Origin of the sequence: Pseudomonas sp. S49, from assembly GCF_009866785.1 — a bacterium.
Lineage (GTDB): Bacteria > Pseudomonadota > Gammaproteobacteria > Pseudomonadales > Pseudomonadaceae > Aquipseudomonas.
Map to the genome: position 1 here is coordinate 1,110,274 of NZ_CP019432.1, position 15,802 is coordinate 1,126,075.

Annotated in this window: 17 protein-coding genes; 7 read left to right on the top strand and 10 right to left on the bottom strand. The window is 59.8% G+C overall.

The window, feature by feature from the left end; translation table 11 throughout:
* Positions 1–10: 10 nt before the first annotated feature.
* From PspS49_RS04730 to cysN, 3 genes are all read left to right on the top strand, one after another.
* Positions 11–769, top strand: a complete 759-nt coding sequence (locus PspS49_RS04730; protein WP_160038326.1) for a Nif3-like dinuclear metal center hexameric protein — start codon at positions 11–13, stop codon at positions 767–769.
* A 249-nt stretch (positions 770–1,018) separates the two neighbouring features.
* On the top strand, positions 1,019–1,936 hold the full coding sequence (gene cysD, locus PspS49_RS04735; RefSeq protein ID WP_007912374.1) for a sulfate adenylyltransferase subunit CysD: 918 nt from the start codon (positions 1,019–1,021) through the stop codon (positions 1,934–1,936).
* A gap of 9 nt (positions 1,937–1,945) precedes the next feature.
* The gene (cysN, locus tag PspS49_RS04740) at positions 1,946–3,844 is read left to right on the top strand and encodes a sulfate adenylyltransferase subunit CysN (RefSeq protein WP_127925848.1); all 1,899 of its coding nucleotides are present in this window, start codon (positions 1,946–1,948) and stop codon (positions 3,842–3,844) included.
* Positions 3,845–4,053: 209 nt separating this feature from the next.
* Here the strand turns inward: cysN and PspS49_RS04745 are convergent, their stop codons facing one another.
* From PspS49_RS04745 to PspS49_RS04755, 3 genes are read right to left on the bottom strand one after another with little or no spacing between them, the layout of a single operon-like run.
* Complete coding sequence (locus PspS49_RS04745; RefSeq protein WP_150774084.1) at positions 4,054–4,956, bottom strand: acyltransferase; 903 nt, start codon at positions 4,954–4,956, stop codon at positions 4,054–4,056.
* Positions 4,957–7,056, bottom strand: a complete 2,100-nt coding sequence (gene pta / locus PspS49_RS04750; RefSeq protein WP_127925851.1) for a phosphate acetyltransferase — start codon at positions 7,054–7,056, stop codon at positions 4,957–4,959.
* Between the two features lie 60 nt (positions 7,057–7,116).
* On the bottom strand, positions 7,117–7,443 hold the full coding sequence (locus tag PspS49_RS04755; RefSeq protein WP_093436299.1) for a DUF3565 domain-containing protein: 327 nt from the start codon (positions 7,441–7,443) through the stop codon (positions 7,117–7,119).
* Between PspS49_RS04755 and PspS49_RS04760 the strand changes: the two genes are divergently transcribed.
* The 3 genes from PspS49_RS04760 to PspS49_RS04770 all read left to right on the top strand — a co-directional run bounded on the left by PspS49_RS04760 (position 7,412) and on the right by PspS49_RS04770 (position 9,801).
* Positions 7,412–7,897 carry a peptidylprolyl isomerase gene (locus PspS49_RS04760; protein WP_007912368.1) on the top strand — a complete coding sequence of 162 codons (486 nt, stop codon included), beginning with the start codon at positions 7,412–7,414 and terminating at the stop codon, positions 7,895–7,897. The two genes, PspS49_RS04755 and PspS49_RS04760, sit on opposite strands and share 32 nt — an antisense overlap.
* A 123-nt stretch (positions 7,898–8,020) precedes the next feature.
* Positions 8,021–8,503, top strand: coding sequence for a glutathione peroxidase (locus PspS49_RS04765; RefSeq protein ID WP_127925852.1), 483 nt, complete (start codon positions 8,021–8,023; stop codon positions 8,501–8,503).
* A 194-nt stretch (positions 8,504–8,697) separates the two neighbouring features.
* The gene (locus PspS49_RS04770) at positions 8,698–9,801 is read left to right on the top strand and encodes an NADH:flavin oxidoreductase (RefSeq protein ID WP_160038328.1); all 1,104 of its coding nucleotides are present in this window, start codon (positions 8,698–8,700) and stop codon (positions 9,799–9,801) included.
* Between the two features lie 136 nt (positions 9,802–9,937).
* Here the strand turns inward: PspS49_RS04770 and PspS49_RS04775 are convergent, their stop codons facing one another.
* Positions 9,938–11,137: a glycosyltransferase family 1 protein gene (locus PspS49_RS04775; RefSeq protein ID WP_160038330.1), complete on the bottom strand. Its 1,200-nt coding sequence runs from the start codon at positions 11,135–11,137 to the stop codon at positions 9,938–9,940.
* Positions 11,138–11,177: 40 nt separating this feature from the next.
* A complete protein-coding gene (gene cysZ, locus PspS49_RS04780) occupies positions 11,178–11,930 on the bottom strand; it encodes a sulfate transporter CysZ (RefSeq protein WP_038357552.1) in 753 nt (250 codons plus the stop codon).
* Positions 11,931–12,241: 311 nt separating this feature from the next.
* Between cysZ and trxB the strand changes: the two genes are divergently transcribed.
* Positions 12,242–13,204 carry a thioredoxin-disulfide reductase gene (gene trxB / locus PspS49_RS04785; protein ID WP_103305131.1) on the top strand — a complete coding sequence of 321 codons (963 nt, stop codon included), beginning with the start codon at positions 12,242–12,244 and terminating at the stop codon, positions 13,202–13,204.
* Positions 13,205–13,392: 188 nt separating this feature from the next.
* Here trxB and PspS49_RS04790 read toward each other — a convergent pair whose 3' ends face one another.
* From PspS49_RS04790 to folM, 5 genes are all read right to left on the bottom strand, one after another.
* On the bottom strand, positions 13,393–13,731 hold the full coding sequence (locus PspS49_RS04790; RefSeq protein ID WP_127925855.1) for a HopJ type III effector protein: 339 nt from the start codon (positions 13,729–13,731) through the stop codon (positions 13,393–13,395).
* On the bottom strand, positions 13,724–14,020 hold the full coding sequence (locus PspS49_RS04795) for a DUF1244 domain-containing protein (RefSeq protein WP_034154503.1): 297 nt from the start codon (positions 14,018–14,020) through the stop codon (positions 13,724–13,726). Before PspS49_RS04795 ends, PspS49_RS04790 begins: the two co-directional genes overlap by 8 nt.
* A 96-nt stretch (positions 14,021–14,116) precedes the next feature.
* Entirely contained in the window at positions 14,117–14,488 is a 372-nt protein-coding gene (gene folX / locus PspS49_RS04800; RefSeq protein WP_007914273.1) for a dihydroneopterin triphosphate 2'-epimerase, read from the bottom strand.
* On the bottom strand, positions 14,489–15,049 hold the full coding sequence (folE, locus tag PspS49_RS04805; protein WP_127925857.1) for a GTP cyclohydrolase I FolE: 561 nt from the start codon (positions 15,047–15,049) through the stop codon (positions 14,489–14,491).
* Between the two features lie 21 nt (positions 15,050–15,070).
* On the bottom strand, positions 15,071–15,781 hold the full coding sequence (folM, locus tag PspS49_RS04810) for a dihydromonapterin reductase (RefSeq protein ID WP_127925858.1): 711 nt from the start codon (positions 15,779–15,781) through the stop codon (positions 15,071–15,073).
* Positions 15,782–15,802: the final 21 nt, after the last annotated feature.

Below are 15,802 nucleotides of genomic sequence, written 5' to 3' on the forward strand. Positions count from 1 at the left end.
GGAGTCTTTCATGGCCGTTGCCCTCAGCACCCTCGTCGAAGAAGCCGACCGTTACCTCGGCAGTGCGAAAATTGCCGATTATTGCCCGAATGGATTGCAGGTCGAGGGCCGTCCGCAAGTGATGCGCATCGTCAGCGGCGTCACGGCCAGTCAGGCGTTGCTGGACGCTGCCGTTGAGGCCGGGGCCGATCTGGTGCTGGTGCATCACGGTTACTTCTGGAAGGGCGAGAACCCGTGCGTTACCGGCATGAAGCAGCGCCGATTGAAGACCTTGCTCAAGCACGACATCAGTCTGCTCGCTTACCACTTGCCGCTGGATCTGCACCAGGATGTCGGTAATAACGTGCAGCTTGCTCGCCAATTGGACATCACTGTGGAAGGCCCGCTGGACCCGGACAATCTGAAAATCGTTGGTCTGGTCGGGTCTTTGAAAGAACCGCTGACCGCACGCGATTTCGCCCGCAAGGTGCAAGAAGTCATGGGCCGCGAACCGTTGCTGATTGAAGGCAATCCGATGATTCGTCGGGTCGGCTGGTGCACCGGCGGCGGTCAGGGCTATATCGATCAGGCCGTCGCGGCGGGCGTCGATCTTTATCTGAGCGGTGAAGCGTCCGAGCAGACCTTCCACAGCGCCCGCGAAAACGACATCAGCTTCATCGCCGCCGGTCACCACGCCACCGAACGCTATGGCGTGCAGGCGCTGGGCGACTATCTGGCGAAACGCTTCGCCGTCGAACACATCTTCATCGACTGCCCCAACCCGATCTGAAAACCACCGCAAATCCCCTGTAGGAGTGAGCCTGCTCGCGATAGCGGAGTGTCAGTCACCGCTATGTCGAATGTGACAACGCTATCGCGAGCAGGCTCACTCCTACAGGGGGCATCGCCCAAACGAGTGGGCATATTCATATACCCTTTCGATCTAGTTGGCGTCCTGATTAGAAGAGGCCGCTGTGCTAGGATTTCTCGCTCGAACACGGCCCGCTGGCCGTTCATAAGAAAGTTTTCGTGAGTAGCCATGGTCGACAAACTGACGCATCTGAAACAGCTGGAGGCGGAAAGCATCCACATCATCCGCGAGGTGGCCGCCGAGTTCGATAACCCGGTGATGCTGTACTCCATCGGTAAAGACTCCGCCGTGATGCTGCACCTGGCACGCAAGGCGTTCTTCCCGGGCAAACTGCCGTTTCCGGTGATGCACGTCGACACCCGCTGGAAATTCCAGGAGATGTACAAGTTCCGCGACAAGATGGTCGAAGAACTGGGCCTGGACCTGATCACCCACATCAACCCCGATGGCGTGGCGCAGAACATCAACCCGTTCACCCACGGCAGCGCCAAGCACACCGACATCATGAAAACCGAGGGCCTGAAACAGGCGCTCGACAAGCATGGTTTCGACGCAGCGTTCGGCGGCGCCCGTCGCGATGAAGAGAAATCCCGTGCCAAAGAGCGCGTGTACTCGTTCCGCGACAGCAAGCACCGCTGGGACCCGAAGAACCAGCGCCCGGAGCTGTGGAACGTCTACAACGGCAAGGTCAACAAGGGCGAATCCATCCGCGTATTCCCTCTGTCGAACTGGACCGAGCTGGACATCTGGCAGTACATCTACCTCGAAGGCATCCCGATTGTGCCGTTGTACTTCGCCGCCGAACGCGAAGTGATCGAGAAGAACGGCACGCTGATCATGATCGACGACGAGCGCATCCTCGAGCACCTCTCCGATGAAGACAAAGCGCGCATCGTCAAAAAGAAAGTGCGTTTCCGCACCCTTGGCTGCTACCCGTTGACGGGTGCCGTGGAGTCCGAGGCTGAAAGCCTGACGGACATCATCCAGGAAATGCTCCTGACGCGAACTTCCGAGCGCCAGGGCCGTGTCATCGACCACGATGGCGCAGGCTCGATGGAAGATAAAAAACGTCAAGGCTATTTCTAAGGGGCTGTCATGTCGCATGTTTCTGATTTGATCAGCGAGGACATCCTCGCCTACCTGGGCCAGCACGAACGTAAAGAGCTGCTGCGCTTTTTGACTTGCGGTAACGTCGATGACGGCAAGAGCACCCTGATCGGGCGCCTGCTGCACGACTCGAAAATGATCTACGAAGATCACCTCGAAGCGATCACCCGCGACTCGAAGAAAGTCGGCACCACCGGTGACGATATCGACCTGGCATTGCTGGTCGACGGTCTGCAGGCCGAGCGGGAGCAGGGCATCACCATCGATGTTGCCTACCGCTATTTCTCCACCGCCAAGCGCAAATTCATCATCGCCGACACCCCCGGCCATGAGCAGTACACCCGCAACATGGCCACCGGTGCGTCCACCTGTGACCTGGCGATCATTCTGGTCGACGCGCGTTACGGCGTGCAGACCCAGACCCGTCGCCACAGCTTTATCGCCTCCCTGCTGGGGATCAAGCACATCGTTGTCGCCATCAACAAGATGGACTTGAAGGGCTTCGATGAAGGCGTGTTCGAGTCGATCAAGGCTGACTACCTGAAGTTCGCCGAAGGCTTGAAGATGAAGCCGACCAGCATGCACTTCGTGCCGATGTCTGCCCTCAAAGGCGACAACGTGGTGAACAAGTCCGAGCGCTCGCCTTGGTACAAAGGCCAGTCGCTGATGGAAATCCTCGAGACCGTGGAAGTCGCGGGCGATCGCAACTTCACCGATCTGCGTTTCCCGGTGCAGTACGTCAACCGTCCGAACCTGAACTTCCGTGGTTTCGCCGGCACGCTGGCCAGCGGCATCGTGCACAAAGGCGACGAAGTCGTGGTGCTGCCGTCGGGCAAGAGCAGCCGGGTGAAATCCATCGTCACCTTCGAAGGTGAGCTGGAACACGCCGGTCCAGGTCAGGCTGTCACGCTGACCATGGAAGATGAAATCGACATCTCCCGTGGCGACCTGTTGGTGCATGCCGACAACGTGCCGCCAGTCACCGACAGCTTCGAAGCGATGCTGGTGTGGATGGCTGAAGAGCCGATGCTGCCGGGCAAGAAATACGACATCAAACGCGCCACCAGTTACGTGCCGGGCTCGATTGCCAGCATTGTCAACAAGGTCGACGTGAACACCCTTGAAGAAGGCCCGGCGAGCGCGTTGCAGCTCAACGAAATCGGCAAGGTGAAGATTGCGCTCGACGCGCCGATCGCCCTCGACGGTTACGAAAGCAACCGCACCACCGGCGCGTTCATCATCATCGACCGTTTGACCAACGGCACTGTGGGCGCCGGCATGATCGTCGCGCAACCGGTGACGCATGGTACTGCCACGCACCACGGCAAACTGGCGCACGTGGCCACGGAAGAACGTGCCCAGCGTTTCGGCCAGCAACCGGCGACCGTGCTGTTCAGCGGTCTGTCGGGCGCGGGCAAGAGCACGCTGGCTTATGCGGTTGAACGCAAGCTGTTCGACATGGGCCGTGCGGTGTTTGTGCTGGATGGTCAGAACCTGCGTCACGACCTCAACAAAGGTCTGCCACAGGATCGCGCTGGTCGTACCGAGAACTGGCGTCGTGCTGCGCACGTTGCGCGTCAGTTCAACGAAGCCGGTCTGGTGACGTTGGCTGCGTTCGTTGCACCGAGTGCCGAAGGGCGTGAGCAAGCCAAGGATCTGATCGGCAAGGATCGTCTGCTGACGGTCTACGTGCAGGCCTCGCCGGCTGTCTGCGCCGAGCGTGATCCACAGGGTCTGTATGCCGCCGCTGGCGACAACATCCCGGGCGAATCCTTCCCGTACGACGTGCCGCTGGATGCCGATCTGGTGATCGACACGCAGACGCTGAGTCTGGAAGACAGCGTCAAGCAAGTGCTGGATCTACTGCGCAAGCGCGGCGCGATCTAAGCACTGAAGCAGCGGCAAGCTTCGAGTTTCAAGCTGCAAGAAAAAGCCCGCCGATGAGTAATCATCGGCGGGCTTTTTTATTCGGGCATACGGCGATTCGTGATCGTTCCCACGCTCTGCGTGGGAACGCAGCCCGGGACGCTCCGCGTCCCATCTAAAGCGGACGCAGAGCATCCAGTGAGGCATTCCCACGCGGAGCATGGGAACGATCATACGGAAGGGTATTCGCGGTGCATCTGTTCGAGCAGCGCATCCTTGTCCAGCCACAGCTGATTGATCCAGCCCTGAAACTGCAGGCGATACTCGCCGTCCTGATCGTAATTCTTGCCAATGAACTGCTGCGGAATCTTCAGCTCTTCAAAGTGCACCACCACATCGCGCACATTGCCGCAGAGCAAATCCCAGAACCCCGGACGTCCTGCCGGATAGTGGATGGTCACGTTGACGATCGACTCCAGCTGTTCACCCATCGCATCCAGCACAAAGGCAATGCCGCCCGCTTTGGGCTTGAGCAGATATTTGAACGGTGACTGCTGCTGCGCATGCTTGCCTTCGGTGAAGCGCGTGCCCTCGACGAAGTTGAAAATCCCCACCGGATTATTGCGAAACTTCGCGCAGGTTTTGCGCGTGGTTTCCAGGTCTTTGCCTTTCTTCTCCGGGTGCTTGGCCAGGTAGGCCTTGGAGTAGCGCTTCATGAACGGAAAACCGAGCGCCCACCACGCCAGACCGATCACCGGCACCCAGATCAGCTCCTGTTTGAGGAAGAATTTCAGCGGCTGAATCCGACGGTTGAGCACGTATTGCAGCACCAGAATATCGACCCAGCTCTGGTGGTTGCTGGTGATCAGGTACGAGTGCTGATAGTCGAGCCCTTGCAGGCCGCTGAGGTGCCAGCGGGTACGGCGCACCAGATTCATCCAGCCCTTGTTATTGCTGATCCATGCTTCATGGGTGTGGCTCATCAGCCAGCCAGCGATGCGCTGGGTGAGCGCGAACGGCAACGCCTTGACCAGCGCCACGCAGAACAGAAACGAGCAGAGCAGAATCGTGTTGAGCGCCAACAGCAGCGAAGCGATCACGCCGCGCACGGGTGCAGGTAGAAAATCCAGCATTTACACATCCATAGGTCGGTTGGCGGCTTGAATCGCGGTGAGGGCGATGGTGTAGACGATGTCATCGACCTGCGCGCCGCGCGGCAAGTCATTCACCGGTTTGCGCAGGCCTTGCAGCATCGGCCCGAGGCTGACGCAGTCGGCGCTGCGTTGCACGGCTTTGTGCGTGGTGTTGCCGGTGTTCAGATCGGGGAACACAAACACCGTGGCGCGTCCGGCGACCTGGCTGTTCGGCGCCAGTTGCCGGGCCACGTCGGCGTTGGCAGCAGCGTCGTATTGCAGCGGACCGTCGATCAGCAGCGAGTGCTGTTGCTCGTGGGCGAGGAGGGTGGCCTCGCGGACTTTTTCGACTTCTTCGCCGGTGGCCGATTCGCCGCTGGAATAACTGATCATCGCCACGCGCGGGGTGATGCCGAATGCAGCGGCCGAGTCGGCGCTTTGCAACGCGATCTCGGCCAGTTCCGTAGCGCTCGGGTGCGGATTCATCACGCAATCGCCATACACCAGCACTTCTTCCGGGAACAACATGAAGAACACCGACGACACCAGCGTGCAGCCCGGTGCAGTCTTGATCAGCTGCAGGGCCGGGCGGATGGTGTTGGCCGTGGTGTTGATCACGCCGGAAACGAGGCCGTCGACTTCATCCAGTGCGAGCATCATGGTGCCGATCACCACGGTATCTTCCAGTTGCTGCTCGGCCATCGGTGCATTGAGGCTTTTGGTTTTGCGCAGGGCGACCATCGGCTCGACGTAGCGCTCGCGGATCAGGTCGGGATCAAGAATCTCCAGCCCCGGCGGCAGGACGATGCCTTGAGCGCGGGCGACGGCTTCGACGTCTTCCGGTTTCGCCAGCAACACGCAACGGGCGATCCCGCGCTCCTGACAGATCGCCGCCGCTTGCACAGTGAACGGCTCGCTGCCTTCGGGCAGAACGATGCGCTTGTTCGCCGCTTGCGCGCGTTGAATCAATTGATAGCGGAACACCGCTGGCGACAGGCGCATTTCCCGTGGCGTGCCGCAACGCTGGTGCAGCCATTTGGCGTCGAGATGGCTGGCGACGAAATCGGTGATGATCTCCGCGCGCTCGCGGTCGTCGATCGGGATTTCCTTGTTCAGGCCGTTGAGCAGGTTGGCGGTGTCGTAGGAACCGGTGCTCACCGACAACACCGGCAAACCAGCCTGCAAGGCGCCACGGCACAAATCCATGATGCGCGGATCGGGCAGGGTGTCGCTGGTCAGCAGCAGGCCGGCCAGTGGCACGCCGTTAATCGCCGCCAGACTGACGGCGAGGATGATGTCGTCGCGATCGCCCGGGGTCACCACCAGTACACCGGGCTTGAGCAGCTCGACGGTGTTACGCATGGTCCGCGCACAGATGATGATTTTGGTCATCCGCCGGGTTTCGTAATCACCGGCGTTGAGCACTTGCGCGCCCATCAGATCGGCGACGTCGCGGGTGCGTGGCGCGTTAAGTTCAGGCTGATACGGAATGCAGCCGAGCAAGCGGAAATCACCGCTGCGCAGCAACGGCGAATGTTCCTTCAGACGCGTGGCGAAGGCGTCCATGCTCTCGTCGGTCTTGACCTTGTTGAGGATCACCCCGAGGACTTTCGGGTCTTTCGGCCCGCCAAACAATTGCGCCTGCAACTCGACGCGGCCGGAGAGTTCGGCGAGTACTTCGTTTTCCGGCGCCGAGACCAGAATCACCTCGGCATCGAGGCTCTTGGCCAGGTGCAGGTTGACCCGTGCGGCATAACTGGCGCTGCGGGTCGGCACCATGCCTTCGACGACCAGCACGTCTTTGCCAATGGCCGCTTGCTGATACAGCGTGATGATTTCTTCGAGCAGCTCATCGAGCTGACCATCGCCGAGCATCCGCTCGACGTGGGCCAGGCCGAGCGGTTGCGGCGGTTTCAGACCGTGGGTGCGCGCCACCAGTTCGGTAGAACGCTCAGGGCCGGTGTCACCCGGATGCGGCTGCGCAATCGGTTTGAAGAAACCGACTTTCAGCCCGGCGCGTTCAAGCGTGCGCACCAGCCCGAGGCTGATGGAGGTCAGACCCACGCCAAAATCGGTGGGTGCGATAAAAAAAGTTTGCATGCGAATTCTCTAAAGTTGCATGGCAATGGCGTCAGTCTATGTCTGGCTGACTACCGAAATTCAGTCGCCAAGGTTATCGCTAACCGAGCCTTGTGCGCACCAACCGCAGGCAAAGGGTTGGCCTATTTTTTCAATACGTTGCGCCGGGTCCAGCACCCAGGCGCGTGATTGCCATGGTGGTTGATGGCGCAGGTGCTGGGTGTGGCCACAGGAAAGCTCGACGACCCAGTGGCCGTCCTCGTCCTGATGGAAGCCTGCGATCGTCGAAACCCGTTTGTCCGGGTTGTGTTCGCTTTCGCGCGATTGCTTCGCTAAACTTGGCCTTTCTATATTCTTATGCAAAAGGTCTCGCCCCATGCTGATCGCCGCCAATAAGGCTGTCTCCATCGACTATACCCTGACCAACGACGCTGGTGAGGTCATCGACAGCTCCGCCGGCGGCGCTCCGCTGGTCTACCTGCAAGGCGCAGGCAACATCATCCCGGGCCTGGAAAAAGCTCTGGAAGGCAAAGCTGTTGGTGACGAGCTGGAAGTTTCCGTTGAACCGGAAGACGCTTACGGCGAATACGCCGCTGAGCTGGTCAGCACCCTGAGCCGCAGCATGTTCGAAGGCGTTGACGAGCTGGAAGTCGGCATGCAGTTCCACGCTTCGGCGCCGGACGGCCAGATGCAAATCGTCACCATCCGTGACCTCGACGGCGACGACGTGACGGTTGACGGCAATCACCCACTGGCCGGTCAGCGCCTGAACTTCAAAGTGAAGATCGTTGACATCCGTGACGCCAGCCAGGAAGAAATCGCTCATGGCCACGTCCATGGCGAAGGTGGCCATCACCACTGATTTTCTGCGCTAAGCTTCGAGTACTGGAGAGGCGCCTGCGGGCGCCTTTTTAGTCCGCGGCTGTCCTTGGTGACCTCGCCAAGTGGCTGTTTCGAGTAGAACACGGGAATCTTGGAGTTCGTCATGAGTGCTTTTCACGACCTTAAGTTGACAGCCCTGGATGGTCAGGAGCTACCGCTGGCGCCGTTCAAGGGCCAAGTCGTGCTGGTGGTCAACGTCGCCTCCAAATGCGGCTTGACCCCACAGTACGCGGCGCTGGAGAACCTCTATCAGCAGTTCAAAGGCAAAGGCTTCAGTGTGCTGGGCCTGCCGTGCAACCAGTTTGCCGGCCAGGAACCAGGTACCGAACAGGAAATTAAGGATTTCTGCAGCCTCAACTATGGCGTGACGTTTCCGTTGTCGAGCAAGCTTGAAGTCAACGGTCATGATCGTCACCAGCTCTACCGTCTGCTGGCGGGCGAGGGCGCGGAGTTTCCCGGTGATATCACCTGGAATTTCGAGAAGTTTCTGCTTGGCAAGGACGGTCGGGTGCTGGCCCGGTTTTCGCCGCGCACGGCGCCGGATGATCCGACCATTGTTCATGCGATTGAAAAAGCGCTGAGCTGAAACAGCAAGATCAAAAGATCGCAGCCTTCGGCAGTTCCTGCTGGTGACCTCAAACCCCATGTAGGAGCTGCCGAAGGCTGCGATCTTTTGCTTTGCGTCTTTTAATCCTTAATCACCCAAATCAATAGTGCTGTTCAAAGGGTGCGCGCCTCCATATTATCGCCGTCATAAAGCCTTCTCTGTGGAGCCCTTCGATGCCCGTTCAAGCCTTGTTCAAACCGTTCCACCTCGGTGCCCTCGAACTGCCGACCCGCGTGGTCATGGCGCCGATGACTCGCTCGTTCTCCCCGGGCGGCGTGCCTAATTCGAAAGTCATCGAGTACTACCGTCGTCGCGCGGCGGCCGGTGTCGGCCTGATCATCACCGAAGGCACCACCGTCGGCCACATCGCCTCCAACGGTTATCCGAACGTGCCGCAGTTCTTTGGTGACGCGCCATTGGCCGGCTGGAAAAAAGTTGTCGACGCTGTTCACGCTGAAGGCGGCAAGATCGTTCCGCAACTCTGGCATGTCGGCAGCGTACGCCGTATCGGCACCGAGCCGGACGCCAGCGTGCCTGCTTACGGCCCGTCGGAAAAACTCAAGGACGGTCAGGTCGTGGTGCACGGCATGACCAAACAAGACATTCAGGACGTGATCGCCGCGTTCGCTCAAGCGGCCAAAGATGCACAAGGCATCGGCATGGACGGCGTGGAAATCCACGGCGCCCACGGTTACCTGATCGACCAGTTCTTCTGGGAGGGCAGCAACCAGCGTACCGACGAATACGGCGGCAGCCTGGCCAACCGTTCGCGTTTCGCCATCGAACTGATTCAAGCCGTACGTGCGGCGGTCGGCGAAGGTTTCCCGATCATCTTACGTTTCTCGCAATGGAAGCAGCAGGATTACACCGCGCGTCTGGTGCAGACTCCGGAAGCGTTGGGTGAGTTTCTCAAGCCGCTGTCCGACGCTGGCGTGGATATTTTCCACTGCTCGACGCGGCGTTTCTGGGAGCCGGAGTTCGATGGTTCCGAGCTGAACCTGGCAGGCTGGACCCGCAAACTCACCGGCAAGCCGACCATCACCGTCGGTAGCGTCGGTCTTGATGGCGAGTTCCTGCAGTTCATGGTCAACACTGACAAGGTCGCGCAACCGGCCAGTCTGGAAAACCTGCTGGAGCGCTTGAACAAGGAGGAATTCGATCTGGTGGCGGTGGGCCGTGCGCTGCTGGTCGATCCGGACTGGGCGCAGAAAGTCCGCGAAGGGCGTGAGCAGGATATTCTGCCGTTCAGCCGCGAGGCGTTGATGACGCTGGTTTAACCAGCGGCTGTACTGACGCCATCGCGAGCAGGCTCGCTCCCACAGGTTTCTCTGCTGTTCACAAAATGTGTGTTCACTGAAGATCCCCTGTGGGAGCGAGCCTGCTCGCGAAAGCGGTTCTAAGGTCAGCAAAGATTCAAGGCAATGTTTGCGCATTCGGGACAACCAACTCCCCTACACAAGCCCCGCGCAAATGCTTTTCAAACTGCTCGATAACCGCCGGCCAGCCCTGGCGACTCGCATGCTGCCGCGCATTCAGGCGCACACAGCGCAGCCGCTCATCCTCTTCCAGCAACCACGCCGCCGCCTCGCAAAACGCCTGCTCATCACCCGGCATCGCCAACACGCCGTTGTAACCGTGGCGAATGTGCTGCGCCGCCGCAGCCTGATCGTAAGCCACCACACCCAGTCCCGAGGCCAGTGCTTCCAGTACCACATTGCCGAAGGTTTCGGTCAGACTCGGAAATAGAAACAAATCTCCAGACGCATAGTGCGCCGCCAACGCCTCACCGCGTTGTGCACCGCAGAAGATCGCTTCGGGCAATTGCTTTTCCAGTGCCAGCCGTTGCGGCCCGTCGCCGACGACGACCAGTTTCAGGTTGCGCTGTGGATAAGTGTCGCGCAGTTTTTCGAAGCAGCGTTTGAGCAGACCAAGGTTCTTCTCCGGAGCGAGTCGTCCTACGTGAATCACCGCAATGTCCTGCTCGGACAGGCCCCATTGCTCACGCAAGGCATTCAACCGTTTGCTTGGATGAAACAACTGGCTGTCGACACCGCGCGACAACAGCGCCAAACGCTCGAAGTGGCGCCGCTCCAGTTCCAGGCGTTGGCTGACACTCGGCACCAGGGTCATGGCCGAGCGATTGTGAAACCAACGCAGATAATGCGTAAGCATCCGGGTCAGCAGACCGAGCCCGTACTGGCTGGTGTATTGCTGAAAGTTGGTGTGAAACCCGCTGACCACCGAAATTCCCAGGCGCCGCGCCGCACGCAGCGCCGACAACCCGAGCGGGCCTTCCGTGGCGATGTACAGCACATCCGGGCGCTGACGTTTCCAGCGCCGCAGCAGTTTGTGCATCGACGACTGACCCCATTGCAACCCCGGATAGCCCGGCAGCGGCCAGCCCCGGCACAGCAGCAACGCATCGTCTTCACTGTGTTGCGGATCGCCAGCCTGACGCGGGCGCACCAGTTCCACTTGGTGGCCACGCGCGCGCAGCCCATCGCACAAGCGGCCAAGAGTATTGGCCACCCCGTTGATTTCCGGTGGGAAGGTTTCGCTGATCAGGGTGATGTGTAGAGCTGTCGTCATGACCTCAGTGTCGACTGAGGCCATGTCGTGCTTGTGACGTTCGGATGATGGATTTGTGACGTGCTCAGCGTTGAGTGACGAGATTCTCAGCACCGCGCTCACGCACCCAGAACAACGTCGCACCGGCCACGGCCGCCGGCATCATCAGGATGTTAACCACCGGAATCAGCAACACCAGATAGACGATTCCGCCAAAACTCATGCTCTGCCAGCGCTTCTGCCGCAGCCAGGCGAGCATTTCGTTCCAGCCCAGTTTGTGGTTGTCCGCCGGGTAGTCGATGTACTGGATCGCCATCATCCACACGCCGAACAACAACCACAGCGGTGCGGCAATGATGTTCACCACAGGGATGAACGAGAGAATGAACAGGCCGATGGCGCGCGGCAGGAAGTAGCCCAGTTTGCGCATTTCCCGTGCAAGGGTGCGCGGGACCATGGCGATCAACTCGCCCCAGCTGAACGCCGGGAAATCATCAGTGCCGCGCACCACCACTTCGACTTTCTCCGCGAGAAAACCGTTGAACGGTGCGGCGATCACGTTGGCGAGCATGGTGAAGGTGAAAAACACCATCAATGCCACCAGCACCACAAACAGCGGCCAGAGTACGTAGCTGAGGAAACTCAGCCATTCGGGCAACGACGGCATCAGCGTATCGACCCACAGGCTGAACTGGTGGCCGGCCAGATAGATCAATCCGACGAACAGCACCAGATTGATCGCCAGCGGCAATAACACGAACAGGCGCAAGCCTGGGCTCAAGACCAGTTTGAGGCCTTCGCGCAGGTATTGCGGGCCGGACAGAACAGGGGCGGGCATAAGGTGCTCCGAGCAAGGGAAAACGCGCCGACCTTACCGACTTTGCACCGGGGGCGAAAGCGCGGCAGAGCGATCGACATTCACTGTAACAAAGACGTCCATCTCGTCAGTGTGTCGGCATAGAGACCACCTATGAGCTGGATTGTTAAACCGTATTTCCTTAATCTTGCCCCCCTCGATACGCTGCACCCAACTTTTTACAGGACTGTCGAGCTCAAGCCTTCCCCAAGGTTTTCCACAGTCCTTTTTTATTCCCGCCGGCAGTCCGGCGATCCGGGCCTGTTTTTCCGCCCGGTCAACAGGAGCAGGTCATGTCTGAAGTCCGTCATTCGCGAGTGATTATTCTCGGTTCCGGCCCTGCCGGTTACAGCGCTGCGGTATACGCGGCCCGCGCCAACCTCAAGCCACTGCTGATCACCGGCATGCAGGCTGGCGGTCAACTGACCACCACCACTGAAGTCGACAACTGGCCGGGCGATGTCCACGGTCTGACCGGTCCGGCACTGATGGAACGCATGCGCGAGCACGCCGAGCGTTTTGAAACCGAGATCGTTTTCGATCACATCAACGCCGTCGACTTCGCTGCCAAGCCTTACACCCTGACCGGCGACAGCGCGACTTACACCTGCGACGCCCTGATCATCGCCACCGGCGCCAGCGCGCGTTACCTGGGTCTGCCGTCGGAAGAGGCGTTCATGGGCAAAGGCGTTTCGGCCTGCGCGACCTGCGACGGTTTCTTCTACCGCAACAAACCTGTTGCCGTGGTCGGCGGCGGCAACACGGCTGTTGAAGAAGCACTGTATCTGGCCAACATCGCCAGCACCGTGACCCTGATCCACCGTCGCGAAACCTTCCGCGCCGAGAAGATCCTGATCGACAAGCTCAACGCTCGCGTGGCCGAAGGCAAGATCATCCTCAAGTTGAACGCCAACCTGGACGAAGTCCTGGGCGACAACATGGGCGTGACCGGTGCGCGTCTGAAGAACAACGACGGCAGCTTCGACGAAATCACTGTCGACGGCGTGTTCATCGCCATCGGCCACACCCCGAACACTTCGCTGTTCGAAGGCCAGTTGACCCTGAAAGACGGTTATCTGGTGGTGCAGGGCGGCCGTGACGGCAACGCGACTGCAACCAGCGTCGAAGGCATCTTCGCCGCCGGTGACGTGGCTGACCACGTTTACCGCCAGGCCATCACCTCGGCCGGCGCCGGCTGCATGGCGGCACTGGACACCGAGCGTTACCTGGACGGTCTGCAGAACGCTTCGTTCTAAGATCGCAGGCATAAAAAAACCGGCCAGATTGGCCGGTTTTTTTGTGCCCGAGAATCACAGTCACCACGGATCAAATGTGGGAGCGAGCCAGCTCGTGAATGCGGTGTATCCGTCGACATCAATGTTGAATATCAGTCCGCATTCGCGAGCAGGCTCGCTCCCACAGGGATTTTGTGTGGATAGAAGGATCAGCGGCGGGTCAGGGGTTGCGCGGTGAATTTGACGCCGGCCAGACCGTGCTGGATCAACGCACGAATATTGCCGTGATCACTGCCCTCAGGGGTCGCGACCACCGAACGATAATGCTCGCCGAACGCCAACAGCGCTTCCTCATCGCTCAGACCTTCCAGCAGCGCCAGACCCAAGGTCTTGCACGAACCTTCGTTCTGCCCGGCGGCACTTTCCACGCCACCGTTGTTGAACGCCTGCGGCTGATAATCGTAGCCGGCGGCGATGAAGGCCAGGGTGCCGGCGAAAGCGTGTTCGCCGCTGTTGAGGCTGGCGCGCAGGGTGTTGAGGTCACTCATGGGTTTTTCCTTTGGCGAACGCTGCTTGCTGTTCAGCGTTGGCTTCTTGCTGAAATTGGGCTTTCCACTCGGCGTACGGCATGCCGTAAACCACTTCGCGGGCGTCATCGAGGCTGACCTCGATCTGGCGCTCGTCAGCTTCGGCCTTGTACCACTTCGACAGACAGTTGCGGCAGAACCCGGCAAGGTTCATCAGGTCGATGTTCTGTACATCCTTGCGGCTGTCCAGGTGTGCGACCAGCCGGCGGAAGGCGGCGGCTTCGAGTTCGAGGCGTTGTTGCTCGTTCATGGGAGTCTCTGCGAGACAGCTTCAAGCGACGAGCTTCAAGCTGCAAGATGGTTGGCGGTGATACCAAGTTTACAGCTTGGTGCTTGAAGCTTGAAGCTAGCGGCTCGCTGCAAGCGTGATTGACACCGATTCGGCAAAACGCAGCGCATGCGGCTTGTCGACTTCGACTTCGGCGTACAGCACCGAGCCATTGCTCATTACCAGATCGAGCAGCTCCTGAGTCAGGCGTTCGAGCAGTGCAAAGCGGTTGCCTTCGACGTGGGCGATGATCGCTTTGGTGATCGTGCGGTAGTTCAGCGCGTGGTCGATGTCGTTGTCACGCACCGCTTCCTGCGCGGCATACAGGATGGTCAGGTTGATCAGCACATCCTGCTTGTTGAGGATTTCGTCCTCGTTGATCCCGATAAAGGTGCGCAAGCGCAGATCCTTGACCCGGATGCGCGCCATTCCCGGTTGAAGTTGTGGCATTTACTTGCTCCGTCCAATCAATTGCAGGAACTCCTGACGGGTGTTGCTCGACTCGCGGAACGCGCCGAGCATGACCGAGGTGTTCATGGTCGAATTCTGTTTCTCGACACCGCGCATCATCATGCACATGTGCCTGGCCTCGATCACCACGGCGACGCCGGCGGCTTCGGTGACCTGTTGCACCGCATCGGCGATTTGCCGGGTGAGGTTTTCCTGAATCTGCAGGCGCCGGGCGAACATGTCCACCAGTCGCGCGATCTTCGACAGACCCAGTACTTTGCCCGTCGGAATATAAGCCACATGGGCCTTGCCGATGAAGGGCAACAGGTGATGTTCGCACAACGAGTACAACTCGATGTCGGCGACGATGATCATTTCGTCGCTGTCGGAGGCAAACAGCGCGCCATTGACGATCTCGTCGACGCTCTGTTCGTAACCGTGACACAGGTATTGCATGGCCTTGGCCGCGCGCAGCGGGGTGTCGAGCAATCCTTCACGATCGGGATCTTCACCGAGGCCGATGAGGATTTCGCGGTAATTCTCGGGCAGTGAGCGGGCCATGGAAATCCTCGCAGGCAGGCGTTATTTGAGGTGCCGTCCGCCGTTGACGGTCAGGGTCGTACCGGTGACATAGGGGTTGTCGAGCAGATAGCGCAGGCTCTGGTAGACCACTTCGCTGCCGGGTTCGATGCCCAGCGCGGATTTGGCCAGGGCCTTGGCGCGGTACGCCGCGTCGTCGTCGGGATTGAACAATAGCAGGGCTGGTGCGATGCCGTTGACCTTGATCGCCGGCGCATAGCGAGCGGCGAAGGACAGCGTCAGGCTGTCGAGCCCGGCTTTGCTGGCGCAATAGCCGATGTGCTTGCTGCTGCCTTTGCGAGTGACATCGTCGCTGATATGGATGATGTCGGCGGGCGTCGAGCGCTGCAGCAATTCGCCACAGTGCAGATTGATCAGATACGGCGCGAGCATGTGCAGGTTGAACATGCGCGTGAACGCTTCGGCTTCGCTGTCCGGAATTTCGGCCAGCCACTCGGAGGCGTTGTGCACGATGGCGCGCAGGCGGTCGGTGTGGGTTTTCAGTTCGTTGATGAAGGCGAGAATCCCGGCTTCGCTGGAGAAGTCCGCGAACAGGCCGGCGGCGCCCAGATCTCGTAGCGTCTGTACGCCGGGGCGTTCGCTGCGGTAGGTGAAGATGACGCGATAGCCGTCCTCGAGTAACCGCTGCGCGCAATGCAGGCCGACACGCTGGCCAGCACCGGTGATGAGGATCGGGGCGGAGGAATCAGGCATGAACGGCTCGCATCGAGGTGG

Coding starts and splice junctions, on each gene's coding strand:
- PspS49_RS04730 (WP_160038326.1), top strand. CDS start 11: ATGGCCGTTGCCCTCAGCACCCTCGTCGAAGAAGCCGACCGTTACCTC.
- pta (WP_127925851.1), bottom strand. CDS start 7,056: ATGCAAACTTTTTTTATCGCACCCACCGATTTTGGCGTGGGTCTGACC.
- PspS49_RS04760 (WP_007912368.1), top strand. CDS start 7,412: ATGCTGATCGCCGCCAATAAGGCTGTCTCCATCGACTATACCCTGACC.
- trxB (WP_103305131.1), top strand. CDS start 12,242: ATGTCTGAAGTCCGTCATTCGCGAGTGATTATTCTCGGTTCCGGCCCT.
- cysZ (WP_038357552.1), bottom strand. CDS start 11,930: ATGCCCGCCCCTGTTCTGTCCGGCCCGCAATACCTGCGCGAAGGCCTC.
- PspS49_RS04745 (WP_150774084.1), bottom strand. CDS start 4,956: ATGCTGGATTTTCTACCTGCACCCGTGCGCGGCGTGATCGCTTCGCTG.
- cysD (WP_007912374.1), top strand. CDS start 1,019: ATGGTCGACAAACTGACGCATCTGAAACAGCTGGAGGCGGAAAGCATC.
- folX (WP_007914273.1), bottom strand. CDS start 14,488: ATGCCACAACTTCAACCGGGAATGGCGCGCATCCGGGTCAAGGATCTG.
- PspS49_RS04790 (WP_127925855.1), bottom strand. CDS start 13,731: ATGAGTGACCTCAACACCCTGCGCGCCAGCCTCAACAGCGGCGAACAC.
- PspS49_RS04755 (WP_093436299.1), bottom strand. CDS start 7,443: ATGGAGACAGCCTTATTGGCGGCGATCAGCATGGGGCGAGACCTTTTG.
- PspS49_RS04765 (WP_127925852.1), top strand. CDS start 8,021: ATGAGTGCTTTTCACGACCTTAAGTTGACAGCCCTGGATGGTCAGGAG.
- folM (WP_127925858.1), bottom strand. CDS start 15,781: ATGCCTGATTCCTCCGCCCCGATCCTCATCACCGGTGCTGGCCAGCGT.
- PspS49_RS04775 (WP_160038330.1), bottom strand. CDS start 11,137: ATGGCCTCAGTCGACACTGAGGTCATGACGACAGCTCTACACATCACC.
- PspS49_RS04770 (WP_160038328.1), top strand. CDS start 8,698: ATGCCCGTTCAAGCCTTGTTCAAACCGTTCCACCTCGGTGCCCTCGAA.
- cysN (WP_127925848.1), top strand. CDS start 1,946: ATGTCGCATGTTTCTGATTTGATCAGCGAGGACATCCTCGCCTACCTG.
- folE (WP_127925857.1), bottom strand. CDS start 15,049: ATGGCCCGCTCACTGCCCGAGAATTACCGCGAAATCCTCATCGGCCTC.
- PspS49_RS04795 (WP_034154503.1), bottom strand. CDS start 14,020: ATGAACGAGCAACAACGCCTCGAACTCGAAGCCGCCGCCTTCCGCCGG.